Origin of the sequence: Psychrosphaera algicola, from assembly GCF_028401425.1 — a bacterium.
GTDB lineage: Bacteria > Pseudomonadota > Gammaproteobacteria > Enterobacterales > Alteromonadaceae > Psychrosphaera > Psychrosphaera algicola.
In genome coordinates this window covers 3,654,137-3,669,396 of record NZ_JAQOMS010000002.1, presented here as the reverse complement: position 1 = coordinate 3,669,396, position 15,260 = coordinate 3,654,137, and the positions used below count along the sequence as shown (strand labels likewise).

The window sequence follows — 15,260 nt, the reverse complement described above, 5'->3', positions numbered from 1 at the left end:
CGATAATAAAGAATGGCAAATTAGTGTTTTAGAAGTCTCGGAAGCAAGCTGCGAATTAAAGTGGCATGACGATTAACAGAACTGACACATCGTATTTAACGTAATGAATGCAAGTAAATAAACAAGGAGCTTGAAATGAAAAAATTATTTATCGTTTTTTTGATTTTTTTAATCCAACAATCTATGCCAATCAAATGGAAGAATGTCTTGATGCTGAGTGTGTGACTTACTTTAAAGAGTTTAGGCAGTATGCTAAACGTGGTTACGCTGATGCAATGTACGCCTTAGGAGATATGTATTGGGTAGGATACGGCACGAAAAAGATCCCTCCAGCGCGATAAAAACTTATCGGCGGGCTGCAAAATTTGGTTCGTCCTTAGCGCAGTTCAAACTTGGTTATATCTACCTTACTGACAAAGAAAACTTTGATTACGATGAGTCTTTAAAATACTTTAAAAAGGCAGCCCGCAATGGCAGTGGGCAATCTTCATTTATCCTCGGTGTTATTTACTATCGTGGCCAATTAGGTGAAAAATCACTTTCAGATGCTGACAAATGGCTAACTAAAGCCTATGAACAGAATAACAAGCAGGTTAGGGAATTTATCGAGCATATCTATTTAAAAGGGAAGTTAATGCCGACAACTTACCTGATGTATACGAGATCATCACAAATTTAGCTAAGGAAACAGAAGCCAATACGGAGCAACAAGTCGTTGCGAAAAAATCGAATGGCGCCATTCAAAATAAGACATCTGACAGCATCGAAACTCAGCAGGCTCCAAACTCAAAAGCCAAGAGAAAATCTACGTTTCGTTGGCCTGAAGACGATGGCACAGAGGTCATAACCGTTCGCGCACCATCGTTAATTGAAATATTTGATTATGAAATTCAGCGCTTTTCTCATATCTCACCTGAAAAATATCGAGTTAATACCGGCTCTAAAATATTTAGCCAAACCTGTGAACGAAATTTAACTTGCACAGGTATGAGTATTAGCCAATACCAAATATTGGCAGGCGAACTCAATGATATCGCTTTGTCCGCTATTATGGGCAGCGGTGGATAACCTTTTATCATATTTATTTGTAACCAATAACCGTCGAGTATTGTCTTTAATAATGAAGTTAACAATAAACATTGGCTGTTAGGGAAAGTGTTGACAGCCCTTATTTGAAAATTCTAGTTCGTCATTTTTATGAATAAGAGGAATACACATGAAACACATCATAATCGCAACATGCCTAATAGCTGCTGGAGCGTCTTTCTCTGGCACAGTTTTGGCTGACCAACAATGTGGTCAAATTACGGTAAAAAACATTACGAAAGAATCACAATCCATCTACCCTGCTTTTATTTACAAAGTCGATGGTAAGAATATTATGGGCCAAAGACAAACAATGAACTTACCTGTCGGGACTCATGAAATCGAACTGAAGGAAATGATAGATGATCAAACGGTTCGACGTTTTAGACAACTCAATGGCACGAGCGAAGCGAAAACATTAACCTTAAATGTGAGCGCGGATAAAAAATATGCCTTAGCCTCAAAGTTTAACCGGGATGCAAAATCACAGATAAGAACGGGACAACACTGGACACCTGTTGTTTGGAAGGAATATGACAAGTCATGTGAATTTAGTTGGCATGACAGTAAAGCTTAACCCATAGCTTGATCACTTCTTACCCTAACAAAGTGACAATACAAAAGGGCTGTATTAATAATACAGCCCTTTTAAATTTATAATGGAGCGCTAAAAAGCTGTTCAATTATCTAGATCAATCTGCAATACGTCTGGTGAAACAAGGTTCATTTGGCTTAGACAAGTCCGCGTTATATTCATAACCATCCATGTCAAACTTAAGTAAATTTTCAAGGTCTTTAATTTGGTTTTTAATCAAATACTGAACCATCATGCCCCGGGCTTTTTAGCAAAAAAGCTGATCATTTTATACTGACCATTTTTCCAATCTTTAAACATTGGCGTTACTAATGGCACACTTAGTTGTTTCTTTTTCACCGATTTGAAGTATTCGGTAGACGCTAAGGTTCACCACAAAATTAGAATCAGTTACTGCAATTTGTTCATTAATTTTGTTGGTGATTATCTCGCCCCAAAATTCATACAAGTTTTTACCGCGAGGATTTGCTAAGCGGGTCCCCATTTCAAGTCGGTAAGGTTGCATTAGGTCAAGCGGTCTTAAGATCCCGTAAAGGCCAGATAATATGCGTAAATGCGACTGGGCATAGTCAAATTCTTGTTGATTAAATTTAGTTGCCTCAAGGCCACTATAAACGTCGCCGTTAAACGCTAATACGGCTTGTTTCGCATTCTCAGTGGTAAAATTTGGGTGCCATTGTGTAAACCGAGCTGCATTTAACCCAGCCAATTTGTCACTGATGTGCATAAGCGAGCTCAAATCCTGTGGCGTTAATTTAACACAGACTTTTGCTAACTCTTGAGCGTCATCCATCAACTCGGGTAAAGTGAACTCTGCAATAGCAGGCGGTGTTTCATAATCTAAATTTTTAGCGGGGAAATTAAATACAACATATCTCAACATCAATTACTGCCATAAACTGCAACTAGTTTACCAAATTAACGCCCACGCACTAACATAAAAAAGCGATGACGTTGATTTGTCCCTACGATGACATTGTTAACCCACTTTGAGGACCTTTAAATATGCTTAGGCAATTGTCATCCAAACGGACATATGTGTTATCGCGACAACCATAGTTACACCAGCCCGGAGACTTGCATACCACTGTGGATAACTTTTCACTAATTGGGTTTTATTTTCTATTTGCCAAATGACTAAAAACAGCAACGCTGAAACAAAAATTGCCACTTTAGGCAGTAAAAACAAAGTTCCCCAACCGGCAAGTGCAATCATTATGCTGCCCCATAACAGTCCAGATCTAACCACTTGGCGTTTATCGGTCGAAAGATCTGCGATAAAACCCAAAGGCCATAATGCCCCAGCCATAAAACTTAAAATAACGATGCTATAAAAGCGGAAAATAACCAAGGCATCAATTTTAAATGGATTCAGTTGTGGAAACCAAACACAAAAGGTAAAGAAAACAAAAGGGAGTACCCCTGCAAAGGTGACTATGCGCACTTGAGAGTTCAGGCTATTTTGACTATTTTGTTGTAATGATTCGGTCATATTTGTTCAATATTCTAATTGCAAGGAATTTCAGCGGTTACCTTAATAGAATTCCGTTATTTCACAAGAAAAATCATAATAACAGAATTACCTGTTGTACTTGTACAATAGCGTCACAGTTTGTAATTTACCTACAGGTAAATGTGAATTCCACTTGATGAAAGACTGTTTTTGTAATAAAGTTACAGAACTACAAAATCCAATCTGCAATTAGATAAACACCAAATATTCAGTTAATTTTAGGAGCCAAAAATGGCAAGTGTATTACAGCAATTAAGAGAAATGACAACTGTCGTCGCAGATACGGGTGAAATCGAAGCGATAAAAAATTCCAACCAGTCGACGCCACGACAAACCCTTCTTTATTGTTAAAAGCGGCTCAGATCCCAGAGTACGTGAGTTATTTAGATGAAGCAGTAAGCTATGCAAAAAGCCAATCTAATGATCCTAAGCAACAGTTAGATGATGCGGGTGACAAGCTAGCCGTATTAATCGGTAAAGAAATCAGTGCCGTTATCCCAGGTCGTATATCAACTGAAGTAGATGCTCGTCTTTCATTTGACACTGCAGCGACTATTGCTAAAGCACACAAGTTAATTAAATTATACGAAGAGTCTGGCATTTCTAAAGACCGCGTACTAATTAAAGTAGCGTCAACATGGGAAGGTATTAAAGCTGCTGAGCAATTAGAGCAGGAAGGCATTCAATGTAACCTAACATTATTGTTTAGTTTTGCCCAAGCTCGTGCGTGTGCAGAAGCTGGCGTTTACTTAATTTCACCATTTGTTGGCCGTATCTTAGATTGGTATAAAGCCAACACGGACCAAAAAGAATACACCGGTGAAACTGATCCAGGTGTTATTTCAGTTCGTTCAATTTATCAATATTACAAACAACACGGTTATCAAACTGTCGTTATGGGCGCGAGTTTCCGTAACACCGATGAAATCAAGGCACTTGCTGGTTGTGACCGTTTAACAATCGCACCTGCATTACTTGACGAACTTGAACAAGAAATTCAACCATTAGAAAGAAAACTAACGTTTTCTGGTGAAGTTCAAGCTAAACCTGAAAAACTAACAGAGGCGCAATTCCGTTGGGATCATAACGAAGATCCAATGGCTACGCTAAAATTAGCTGAAGGCATAAGCAACTTCGCCAAAGACCAAGTTAAGCTTGAAGCATTATTACAAGCTAAACTATAAAATTAAACGCGACCTTTTAGGTCGCGTTTCTACTACACTTTACGTTTAATAAATTCGATGATATTGAGTTAATGTTGTGGGAGACGTTAATGCTATAAATCGATTTGTTTTATTTTCGTAAATATCGTTGTAATACTTATTACAACGTCAATCAAAGAGCTTTTAGAGGACCAATTAATGAGCAATCAAGCATGGCAAAATGTCGAGCAAGAATATAACCGCATGAAACCGAGCCATATGCGTGATTTGTTTGCAGCCGATCAAAATCGAGCAGCAACATTCACCACAAAAGCGTGCGGATTTACATTAGATTACTCAAAAAACCGAATAGACCAGCAAAGTTTGAACGCCCTGCTTTCACTTGCCCGTGACTCAGGTGTTGAATCAAAACGTGACGCTATGTTTGCCGGAGAAGTTATCAACTTATCTGAACAACGCGCAGTTTTACATACCGCATTGCGCAGAGCCAAAGGCGATTCGGTATTAGTAGATGGCGAAAACGTAGTTGATGAAGTTCACGCTACGCTTGCCAAGATCAAACAATTTGTCGCAGAAGTTCACAACGGCACTCGCCAAGGGTACACCGGAAAAACATTTACTGACGTTGTTGCCATTGGGATAGGCGGTTCATTTTTAGGTCCTAAAATTGTTACTGAAGCGTTAAAACCTTATCAACAAAAAGCAATCAAAGTACATTTTGTTGCTAATGTTGATGGTCATCATATAACTGACGTTTTGGCTAAATTAAACGCTGAAACAACACTAATTGTAATGAGTTCTAAGTCCTTCACGACCCAAGAAACCTTGCAAAATACGTTAACAACCCGTGAGTGGTTTTTGGCGTCTGGTGCGAAATTTACTGATATCGCAAAACATTTTATGTGTGTTTCGAGCAATATTGCCAAAGCAACAGAATTTGGCATCGCTGAAGAAAATATCTTCCCAATGTGGGATTGGGTTGGTGGTCGTTATTCACTTTGGTCAGCGATTGGCCTACCTATTGCCCTTGCCGTTGGTTACGACAATTTTTCCGCGGTACTTGACGGTGCTCGTGATATGGATGATCACTTCCAAAATACACCTTTAGCCAAAAATTTACCTGTAATTTTGGGCGTACTTGGTGTTTGGTATAGCAACTTTTTGGCTGCCAAAGCCACGTATTGTTACCGTACTCGCATTATCTGCGCGGATTCCCAGCATACGTCCAACAACTGGATATGGAATCAAACGGTAAACGTACGAGCCACGAGGATGAAGAAATTGAATACTCAACTGGTCCTATTATTTGGGGCGGCGAAGGCACAAATGGCCAACATGCCTTCCACCAACTAATGCATCAAGGCAATACCGTTGTTCCAGCGGATTTCATTTTGCCAGTAAAACCAGCACATGACGAAATTGAACATCACCAAATGTTAGCGTCAAACTGTTTTGCGCAGACTCAAGCGTTAATGCAAGGTGAAACAAGAGAAGAAATCAAAGCCGCCTTACTTGCAAAAGGCGTTGATGCTGACGAAGCGGAAAAACTGGCTAAACATAAGTTTATGCCTTAGTAACCGCCCGTCAAATACCCTGTTGATGGATGAATTATCTCCAAAACAACTCGGTTCTCTAATCGCCTTGTATGAGCATAAAGTATTTGTTCAAGGCGTTATTTGGAATATCAATAGCTTTGACCAATGGGGTGTTGAACTAGGGAAAGTGTTAGGTAACCGAGTGCTAGACGCATTACAAGATAAAGCGCAACCGGAACTCGACTCGTCTACTCAGCAGTTAGTTGACATGTTTAGAGCGGTCATCAAGTAACTCATTGTCAAATATAGTGTTATAATTCGCCTCCTTAGTGAGGCGTTTTTTTGCCTGACAGTTAATTTTTATAGTTGAGTACAACGTGGCCGCGAAACATTTTGTCGAATTACTTATTTTATCCGCTCTTTGGGGGCGTCGTTTTTATTCATGCGTGTTGCGGCTCCTGAGTTAGGCGCAACAAATTTAGCGTCCCTTAGGATCATCATTGCGGCGCTCACACTCAGTCCCTTGCTGTACTTAACGGCCACAAAATTTAGCAAACAGAAATCAATTAAACCTTTCATTAAACCCATAATATTCGTTGGAATAGGCAACTCAGTTCTGCCATTTATGTTGTTTGGCTATGCAGCAATGAATATCGATGCGGGTTTGTCCTCGATAATTAATGGGGTCACCCCTTTATGGGGCGCAGTGTTTAGCTTTATAATTTTGTCGGTAACGTTAAGTAAAAGCGCTTGGTTTGGTTTGTTTGTTGGCTTTGCGGGGGTTGTTGTACTGTCATCTCATAAGCTCACTCACGGTGTTAATGCCGAAGTCTTTGCAATATTAGCCGTTGTTACAGCAACGTGTTTATACGGTATATCTGCAAACTACTCTAAACGCTTTCTACAAGGCGTACCGCCACTTTTAGTTGCATCGAGTACAATGGCATGCAGCGCTATCATTATGCTCCCAGTGCTCCTCAGCAGCTCTTTAGAATGGTCTTCAGTCTCAAGCAACGCTTGGCTTGCTATAACTTGTCTTGGTGTTTTCAGTACGGGTATTGCTTATGTGTTATTTTATCGATTGATTGAAAATACCGGCCCAACAAAAGCCATGATGGTAACCTACCTTATTCCGATATTTGGTGTGGTATTTGGTAACGTCTTCTTAGATGAGCAACTATTTATCAATATGTTGTTTGGTGGTCTGCTTATTTTATTAGGCGTTATGTTGACTACAGGCCTTATAAAACCTAGGAAATAGCTTACTTTCCCGACAAATTGTTCAAATTAGTTTCATAAACTGGTCATATTTTTTCACAAAAGTATTTTACTTTTAACGGCGTTATGGTAAATGTTGCGTTAAGCATTATTCAGGCATCGAAAAATGTACTGAGTATTCCTTATAACAATAAAAATTTTAATACGACGTTAAGGGGCCATTATGGAAGGTCTAGCTGAGTTATTCGAAAGTGCTGTACAAAATAACAAACCGTCTTCAAAACGAGCATCAAAGCGTAAGTGGCGCGAAATAGAGTCGATAAAAGAAAAGTATCGTCTTCGCGACGAACTTAAAGATATCGACCCATCAATGGAATATGATTTAGCAGAATTAGATTTTTAAAAAAGCCCAACTTTAACCAGTTGGGCTTTTTTGCTTTAAGTCGACTATACCGTTCAGCTTAAGCTTAATGGCGGTTGCCAGTTTATGGCAACCATATTCTGCTTTACCAAAATATCATTGGTTTTGATGAAATGATCACAACCAAAAAATCCTCTTCTGGCCGACAGCGGAGATGGGTGTGGCGCGGTTAAAATATGATGACGTTCTGGGTCGATTAGATTTTGCTTTTTCTGTGCAAACGCGCCCCACAATAAAAACACGATGCCACTTCTGTGTTGATTTAATGCCGCTATCATATTGTCGGTGAAGATATCCCAACCCCATTTTTGATGAGAATTAGGTTCACCTGCTCGAACCGTCAAGACACTGTTGATCAACAACACACCTTGGTCCGCCCAAGATTGCAAAAAACCGTGCGTCGGGATCTCAAAATTTGGATACTCTAACGCCAATTCTTTATACATGTTACGTAATGAGGGGGAATTTTGATCTTGGCAAAACGGAAAAACTCATACCATGTGCCTGATTGGGTCCATGGTATGGGTCTTGACCTAGAATTACGACTTTGACTTGGTCAAACTGGGTATTATCAAACGCAGAAAAAATGTCTTTCTGAGGCGGATAAACGGTTGCACCACTTTCCACCTCGGCAGCTAATTTAGCTTCAATCTGTTGAAAATACGTTAGCTGCTTTTGTTGCTCAATTAAGGTTTGCCAATTCAAAGATAACCTTGCCTATTGATTTGTTAAGTAGGCTCGTAGTTTAGCAAATTCAGGCGCCATCTCACTAGACAATAGTGTTTTCCCAGCGACGTCTGCTAGTTCTTTAGGCAATGAAATTAATTCACCCAAAATGTTTTCAACGCTTTCTTTAAATTTAGCTGGATGAGCGGTACCTAAAAAGATCCCAACTTCGCCTTCTTTAATTTCGTGTTTTAACGCTTTATACGCTATCGCACCATGGGGCTCTGACAAGTAGTCCATTTGATAAAGTTCTTTAACACCCATTTGCGTTAAGTCTTCGTCAATCATGTAGCTTGATAACAAGCTTTTATCAAACCAACCTTGCTCAATCATAAATTCTACGCGTGGCCAGTTGTTTGGTTGGCTCACATCCATAGCGTTTGATAAGGTCGCGACTGTCGTTTTTGGTTTCCATTCGCCCGTAGCTAGGTAACGTGGAACGGTATCATTGGCGTTAGTAGCGGCAATAAAGCGTTTAATTGGTAAGCCTAATACTTTAGCGATAATACCAGCTGTTAAGTTACCGAAATTACCACTTGGTACTGAAATTACCGCTTTATCTTGTTGCTCTGCTGGCAATTGTGAAATTGCTTCAAAGTAGTAACAAACCTGTGCAAATAGACGGCTGATATTAATTGAATTTGCCGAGTTCAAACCAATTTCTTGGCGTAATTCTTGGTCTTCAAAAGACGCTTTAACTAATGCTTGGCAATCATCAAAGTCGCCTTCAACTGCGATTGTTTCAATGTTACCACCCAATGTGCAGAACATCTTTTCCTGCAACAAGCTTATCTTGCCTTTAGGGTACAAAATAACAACACGAATGTTGTCAATGCCGTGAAAAGCATGTGCCACCGCCGCACCAGTATCACCTGATGTTGCTGTAAGAATAGTTAGCTTGCCATCCTGGGAAAAACGACTTAAACACTGAGCCATAAATCGCGCGCCAAAGTCTTTAAATGCTAACGTTGGACCATGAAACAACTCTAAGTTATAGATATTACTAGTAACATTGGCTAAAGGTGCTGGGAACTCAAAGGCATTTTTAATCATAGCTGTTGCATCAGCTACATTGATTTCACCGTTTAATAAATGAGAAATAATTATTCCACTACGTTCAACAAACGGCATTGCCAGTAGTTCACTCAAGTTTTCAAGCGGAGTAATTTTTTGTGGAAAAAATAGACCTTGATCACGACCTAAGCCAATTTTTACTGCTTGCTCAAACGTTACCTGTTGGTCGTTATGTTTTATATTGGCTAACAACATTGAAATCCTCGTTACTTCTTACTTTATTCCAGTATTTACTGGGTTAATCTAGATGTTTTGCACCCTGCGGGGCAATTCTACATATATGGGCAAAACCATTCTCCGATTGAAGGTAATGCTCATTCAAATATTGTTCGTAGTTTTTGGCTTCTGCTAACTCAGTGGTTACAGCAAACAATGTTGGCCCTGCCCCACTAATTCCAACCGCTAAAGCCCCTTGTTCCACTAATGCGTTACGCGCACTAACAAAACCTTTGATTAATTCGCCTCTAAAAGGTTCAGCCACGACATCTTTAATTGCTCAGGCCGCTTTAACTTGTTGCCCCTTAAATAACTGCGTAATAAACACAGATAGATTTTGAGCATTGGCAATAACATCATGTTTGTCGTACTGTTTTGGCAATACTTCTCGAGCTTGTTTGGTCGGGAAAGCAAAGCTAGGAAACGCGACAACAACATACCATTGATCTGGTATTGGTAAATCTAGCACCGGCTCATCCGTTGACGGTGACATTAATTGTAGTCCGCCAAAATAACTAGGCGCGACATTGTCATAATGCAAGTCACCGCTTGCTGCGGCTTCAATTTCACCCATCATCAGTAACATGTCATTATCGCTAAAATAATGACCAAACAATCGATTCAAGGCGGTTAAACTTGCAACCACAGAACAGGCACTAGAACCTAATCCACTGCCCACTGGCAACGATTTTACCAGTTCCATTTTTACTTTTGGAAAACTCTCATTTGCTAATTTACTGCGAAACAGGCGGTAAGCTTGCCACGCTAGATTTTGCTCAGCATCATCTGGACACACGTGGGCATATTCACCCGAATTTTTCAGCTCGTCCTGCTCTGCAAATTCAACATTAACACGGTCACCAAGTTCGCCACCATCGATACGTAGAAGCGCAGCGCCAAGCAAATCAAACCCGACGCTAACGTTGCCAGAACTTGCTGGCGCAAACGCTGAAGCGCGTTGTCCTATCTGACTCACAGCATCACCTCTTGTTGCCAACTCAATGTACGCATTACATCGCCAAACACACCCGCTGCTGTGACAGCGGCACCAGCGCCATATCCGCGTAAAACAAACGGAATTGGTTGATAATAACGACTATGAATCGCTAATGCATTTTCGCCATTTTTAACGGCAAATAATGGATTGTCAGCGCCGACTGAAACGATCTTAACTTTACATTTTCCGTCTTTAATTTCACCAACATATCGTAATACTTCGTCGCTTGATTTGGCGTTATCAATCAAGGCAGCAAACGTTGGATCTAAACTCGGTAATTTTGCGATAAATTCATCAACACTGCCAGTGGCGTCAAAGTCGTTGCCCAATACAGATTCAACTTCGATGTCTGATAATTCAAGGTTTAATCCAGCTTCACGCGCCATGATTAATAACTTACGCGCCACGTCCATACCACTTAAGTCATCACGTGGGTCTGGTTCGGTATAACCTAAATTACGCGCTTCGATTGTTGCTTCAGAAATGGTTTTTCCTTCGTCTAATTTGCCAAAGATATAAGACAAAGAACCCGACAATATCCCTTCAAATGCAACTAATTCATCACCGGCATTGAACAACCCTTGCAATGTATCGATAACTGGTAAGCCTGCACCAACGGTCGTTTCATATAAGAATCGACGCATTGTTGACTGTGCGGTATCACGTAACTCGTTGTAATATGCCATGCTACCCGTATTAGCCTTTTTATTTGGCGTAACGATATGGAAACCTGCAGCTAAAAATTCTACGTATTGACTTGCAACACTTTCAGAAGACGTACAGTCGACAAGTACGGGGTTTACTAAATGATTGTCTTGAACAAACTGCGTCACGTTTAACAGGCTGAAATTGTTTTCAGAGTCCGCTAGTGTCGATTGCCAGTCAGACGCCAAGTCGATACCTTCTGCGTCAAGCAACAATTTACGACTATTTGCGATGCCATAAACATTGAGTTTAATATTGCGTTGATGTAGCCACGTTTGCTGACGTTTAATTTGTTCTACCAACTCACCACCAACAACGCCACATCCTAAGATGAACACATCGATTGACGGAACTTTAGTAAAGAAGTTTTCGTGACAGACTTTAATCGCATCGGCGCATTTTTTAGACTCAAGTACTGCAGAGATTGACGATTCTGTACTGTCCTGAGCAATCGCAAGAATATTCACACGGGCTTGTGCTAAAGACGTAAAGAATTTGGCAGCAATCCCTTTGTGTTGTCTCATTCCTTCGCCAATCATCGACACAATAGCGACTTCGTTATCTACTTTAGGGTGAGCCAATAAACCGGCTTTAATTTCTAATTCAAATTCACGTAACAACGCAGCAACAGCGTCTTTTTCACGTTCCGTTGGGATACAAAAGCTGATGCTAAATTCAGAGGAAGACTGAGTAATAAGTACAACCGATATTTCACGGTCGGCCATTGCCTTAAACGTGCGACTCGCCATACCGACAACACCTTTCATGCCTGGGCCTGAAACGGTTAGCATGCTTACATCTTCTAAAGATGAAATTGCCTTAATCGGCGACGTATTTGCGGCGGCTTCTTCAGCAATCAACGTGCCTTCTGCATTTGGATTTAACGTATTTTTAATAACACATGGAATTTGGTGCTGCGCCAAAGGGCCGATTGTTTTTGGATGTAAAACACTGGCGCCAAAATAAGACAACTCCATTGCTTCACCATATGACAGCTTTTCAACTAACATAGCACCGCGAACTTGACGTGGGTCTGCGCTATAAACACCATCAACGTCTGTCCATATTTCACAAACAGCAGCATGTAAACACGCTGCAACAATTGCCGCAGAATAATCAGAACCATTGCGACCTAACGTTGTTAACTCACCATTTTCGTTGGCGGCGGTAAATCCTAGTAATAAGTAAACTTTTTACCGTTTTCCATATGTGACAATAACGCCGCGCGTGATAATTCGATATCCGCAACGCCATTTAAATAATCGTCAGAACTAACAATCGATTTGGTAGGGTCTAATACCTGCGATTCAAACCCTTTTACTTTTAGATATTGCTGCATTAAATGCACACTAAACACTTCGCCACGACAAATAATGAACGCACGAATATGATCAGGGCAATGTTGTAATAACTTCACGCCTTGAAGTCTTTGACTTAGTTCAGAAATAGTTTGTTCTATTTTTGATACTAATTCAGCTGTTTGACTAAAACCGGCTTGCTCGGCGATATTAAGAAAATGTTTCTCTAAACCATCAAGTTCGCCTTGGTAGTCTTCACCTGCTTCACTGATATCACACAACTTCACCAATCTATTGGTAACGCCTTTTGGCGCTGAAAGTACCGCGGTAATTGTGCTAGAGGTCGCCTGCTCGCTAATAATAGCCGCAACCGATTGAAATCTAAAATCATCGGCCAAAGAACTTCCACCAAACTTAACTACTCTCATACTAAACTACCTTTCCAAGTCTAAAGACAAAAAAACCCGTGATTTTGGTCACGGGTTTAACAAAATTTTGTTGCACTCGTTCGACCACTAGCCCGTATGGGTAATGTTGGTGGTCGTAATAATAGTGCGGATCATGCGTAAATTCATAGGTGCTAAATTTGACGGAATGGGCCAAAAAGTCAAGTGCTAATTATTACAGCTAATGTTGCATTAATTGCAACTAAACATAATCCGGTTACAATTCTACGCAATTTATTGTTAATGTTACCAATAAATTTACTGTAGATTTTGATTTTAGATAACCACTAACATTAAGAAATTAAATTGAATAACGTCATTTTTGGGTTATCCTCACTATAATACTGGATTTTCACAGAAAAATAGCCAAACTGTAAGTCTACAGCTATTGATTCTTTAAACCGATTAGGAATATGTTGGAATGCTGGCAACCAAGAGTATCTCGCGTCGACTACTTGTAAGTGTATTATCTGTCTACTTTGTCCTAACATTTGCAGTGACTTGTATTCAAGTTGTGGCCGAATATACCACGACCAAAAATTACATTAGTGACGAGCTAAGGACATTAGAAAATACATTCAGTGCCAGTTTAACCCGCGCTATTTGGGAACTTAATACCCCACAAGTTGTATCCATTTCTGAGGGTTTATTGGCGATCCCAATGATTGAAGGCGTATTGATCAGAGATGATCAAAGCGAATTGCTGACCCAAATGGGTCAAGTCTCAGAATTTGAGAACTCTAGAAGCAACACCTCAACAGGACATGGCAATGTCATCCATGGTGCCGATGGTTTATTTGGCTATACCTTTCCTCTCGTTTTCGAATTTTCTGGCCGTTCGACTCATGTGGGCGATGTCACCCTTTTCTCAAGTCACCATGTTGTCATCGATAGAATCATTGTCAGTATTTACTTTATGCTCGGCAGCGCAGCGACAAAAACGGCATTTCTAATTGGTCTATTTTTACTCGCATTTAGAAAACATCTTACCAAGCCACTTGGCGATTTGGTTGATCAAATTGAACGAATTGATCTCGATAACTTAGGAACAGCACAACTGCAAGTGACCGAACTTGAAGAAAGCGAATTGAGCGTTATCCAACTGTCCTTTAATAATCTCATTGGAAAAGTCTCGAGTTCCCAAGACGAATTGAAGCAAGCTCAAAAACAATTGCTAAAAACCAACGATATGCTCGACCAACAAAATTTGATGCTGGAGCAAGAAGTCGCGAAAAAACCGCCAATCTCAGCCAAGCTATGATGGATTTGCAAAAACAGAAATATCAATTGGAAACTCAGCAAAAAAATCTTAAAGAAGAAATTGAAACTCGACGCGAAACAGAAAAAGAACTGGTTGAAAAAACCAATCAACTTGAAAACACCATCGAAAACTTAAGCCTTGCGCACGGTAAACTAGTTGAATCTGAAAAACTCGCTGCACTTGGTGGTCTCGTGGCCGGCATTACTCACGATGTAAACACACCAATTGGTGTAGGTGTAACTGCAACTAGCTTTTTAGCTGACCGCCTGAATCACATAAGCAAAAAATTTGACGACAAATCTTTAAGTGCATCTGACATGAAAAGCTTTGTATCTGAAAGCAGACAGAGCATCGACTTACTCAACAACAACTTGTCACGCGCCAGCGAACTTATTGCAAGCTTCAAGCAAATTGCAGTAGACCAAACAAGTGAAGCTGTTCGTACGATCAATATTAAACAATACCTCAATGAAGTGATCACATCGTTAAAACCAAAACTGAAAAAGTCAAAACACGATATTTTTATTAATTGCCCAGACGACTTGGATATGAAAGTTCCTGCTGGTGCGGTTTCTCAAATTTTTACCAACTTCTTATTGAATAGTGTGATCCATGGCTTTGACGGTCGAGATGAAGGCCGTATCGATATCGACGTAAAGCTCGATGGCGAATATGTAGACATTATATATAAAGATAATGGCAATGGTGTCTCAGAAGAACAACTTGCGATGTTATTTGACCCATTTTATACCACCAAGCGAGAAGCTGGCGGGTCTGGGCTGGGTACAAATATCGCTTATAACTTAGTGAAGCAGACCCTCGAAGGCGACATTGAAGCCAGTTCTAAAGAAGGTGAAGGTCTAACCTATCATTTGCGAATTCCAAAATCATTGGAAAACGCCTTACCTCAGACTCACAGATAAAATGTCGATAAATTGGCTGTGATTTGAACAGCCAATTTAACATTACTCTGGTATTATCTTTGGCTCATCAAAGTTAGGGTCAA

Annotated in this window: 10 protein-coding genes and 6 pseudogenes; 8 read left to right on the top strand and 8 right to left on the bottom strand. The window is 40.2% G+C overall.

Features of this window, described 5'->3' with window-relative positions; genetic code table 11:
* The first annotated feature begins 194 nt into the window (after window positions 1-194).
* Together PN838_RS20125 and PN838_RS20120 are read left to right on the top strand one after the other, a co-directional pair.
* Window positions 195-341: a hypothetical protein gene (locus PN838_RS20125; RefSeq protein WP_272181762.1), complete on the top strand. Its 147-nt coding sequence runs from the start codon at window positions 195-197 to the stop codon at window positions 339-341.
* Window positions 299-679, top strand: a complete 381-nt coding sequence (locus PN838_RS20120; RefSeq protein WP_272181761.1) for a tetratricopeptide repeat protein — start codon at window positions 299-301, stop codon at window positions 677-679. Before PN838_RS20125 ends, PN838_RS20120 begins: the two co-directional genes overlap by 43 nt.
* A 223-nt stretch (window positions 680-902) precedes the next feature.
* On the opposite strand, the gene PN838_RS20115 is transcribed toward PN838_RS20120, so the two are convergent.
* Window positions 903-1,133, bottom strand: coding sequence for a hypothetical protein (locus PN838_RS20115; protein ID WP_272181760.1), 231 nt, complete (start codon window positions 1,131-1,133; stop codon window positions 903-905).
* 83 nt (window positions 1,134-1,216) lie between these two features.
* Here PN838_RS20115 and PN838_RS20110 point away from each other — a divergent pair, with 83 nt between their 5' ends.
* Window positions 1,217-1,663 (top strand): hypothetical protein, encoded by a 447-nt coding sequence (locus PN838_RS20110; protein ID WP_272181759.1) that lies wholly within the window; start codon window positions 1,217-1,219, stop codon window positions 1,661-1,663.
* A 115-nt stretch (window positions 1,664-1,778) separates the two neighbouring features.
* On the opposite strand, the pseudogene yaaA reads toward PN838_RS20110, so the two are convergent.
* Together yaaA and PN838_RS20100 are read right to left on the bottom strand one after the other, a co-directional pair.
* Window positions 1,779-2,564: pseudogene (gene yaaA, locus PN838_RS20105) on the bottom strand (peroxide stress protein YaaA).
* A gap of 126 nt (window positions 2,565-2,690) precedes the next feature.
* Window positions 2,691-3,173 carry a DUF3429 domain-containing protein gene (locus tag PN838_RS20100; RefSeq protein ID WP_272181758.1) on the bottom strand — a complete coding sequence of 161 codons (483 nt, stop codon included), beginning with the start codon at window positions 3,171-3,173 and terminating at the stop codon, window positions 2,691-2,693.
* A gap of 252 nt (window positions 3,174-3,425) precedes the next feature.
* Here PN838_RS20100 and tal point away from each other — a divergent pair.
* The 4 genes and pseudogenes from tal to PN838_RS20080 all read left to right on the top strand — a co-directional run bounded on the left by tal (window position 3,426) and on the right by PN838_RS20080 (window position 7,513).
* Window positions 3,426-4,378 (top strand): annotated as a pseudogene (tal, locus tag PN838_RS20095) (transaldolase).
* A 177-nt stretch (window positions 4,379-4,555) separates the two neighbouring features.
* Window positions 4,556-6,184 (top strand): annotated as a pseudogene (gene pgi, locus PN838_RS20090) (glucose-6-phosphate isomerase).
* Between the two features lie 150 nt (window positions 6,185-6,334).
* Complete coding sequence (locus PN838_RS20085; protein ID WP_252736778.1) at window positions 6,335-7,153, top strand: DMT family transporter; 819 nt, start codon at window positions 6,335-6,337, stop codon at window positions 7,151-7,153.
* A 180-nt stretch (window positions 7,154-7,333) separates the two neighbouring features.
* Window positions 7,334-7,513 carry a DUF3545 family protein gene (locus tag PN838_RS20080; RefSeq protein WP_215965318.1) on the top strand — a complete coding sequence of 60 codons (180 nt, stop codon included), beginning with the start codon at window positions 7,334-7,336 and terminating at the stop codon, window positions 7,511-7,513.
* Between the two features lie 53 nt (window positions 7,514-7,566).
* Here PN838_RS20080 and ung read toward each other — a convergent pair.
* From ung to thrA, 5 genes and pseudogenes are all read right to left on the bottom strand, one after another.
* A pseudogene (gene ung, locus PN838_RS20075) lies at window positions 7,567-8,236 on the bottom strand (uracil-DNA glycosylase).
* 12 nt (window positions 8,237-8,248) lie between these two features.
* Window positions 8,249-9,526, bottom strand: coding sequence for a threonine synthase (gene thrC / locus PN838_RS20070; protein WP_272181757.1), 1,278 nt, complete (start codon window positions 9,524-9,526; stop codon window positions 8,249-8,251).
* Window positions 9,527-9,569: 43 nt separating this feature from the next.
* On the bottom strand, window positions 9,570-9,812 hold the full coding sequence (locus tag PN838_RS20065) for a homoserine kinase (protein WP_272181756.1): 243 nt from the start codon (window positions 9,810-9,812) through the stop codon (window positions 9,570-9,572).
* A gap of 15 nt (window positions 9,813-9,827) precedes the next feature.
* The gene (gene thrB / locus PN838_RS20060) at window positions 9,828-10,523 is read right to left on the bottom strand and encodes a homoserine kinase (protein ID WP_272181755.1); all 696 of its coding nucleotides are present in this window, start codon (window positions 10,521-10,523) and stop codon (window positions 9,828-9,830) included.
* Window positions 10,520-12,975 (bottom strand): annotated as a pseudogene (thrA, locus tag PN838_RS20055) (bifunctional aspartate kinase/homoserine dehydrogenase I). The gene thrB and the pseudogene thrA overlap by 4 nt, the downstream one beginning before the upstream one ends.
* A gap of 442 nt (window positions 12,976-13,417) precedes the next feature.
* Between thrA and PN838_RS20050 the strand changes: the two are divergent.
* Window positions 13,418-15,177: pseudogene (locus PN838_RS20050) on the top strand (ATP-binding protein).
* Window positions 15,178-15,260 lie beyond the last annotated feature (83 nt).

What these genes read in the sequence shown, in the direction of transcription:
- PN838_RS20085 (WP_252736778.1), top strand. Translation starts at nt 6,335, where the DNA reads ATGCGTGTTGCGGCTCCTGAGTTAGGCGCAACAAATTTAGCGTCCCTT.
- PN838_RS20080 (WP_215965318.1), top strand. Translation starts at nt 7,334, where the DNA reads ATGGAAGGTCTAGCTGAGTTATTCGAAAGTGCTGTACAAAATAACAAA.
- PN838_RS20100 (WP_272181758.1), bottom strand. Translation starts at nt 3,173, where the DNA reads ATGACCGAATCATTACAACAAAATAGTCAAAATAGCCTGAACTCTCAA.
- PN838_RS20125 (WP_272181762.1), top strand. Translation starts at nt 195, where the DNA reads ATGGAAGAATGTCTTGATGCTGAGTGTGTGACTTACTTTAAAGAGTTT.
- PN838_RS20110 (WP_272181759.1), top strand. Translation starts at nt 1,217, where the DNA reads ATGAAACACATCATAATCGCAACATGCCTAATAGCTGCTGGAGCGTCT.
- thrC (WP_272181757.1), bottom strand. Translation starts at nt 9,526, where the DNA reads ATGTTGTTAGCCAATATAAAACATAACGACCAACAGGTAACGTTTGAG.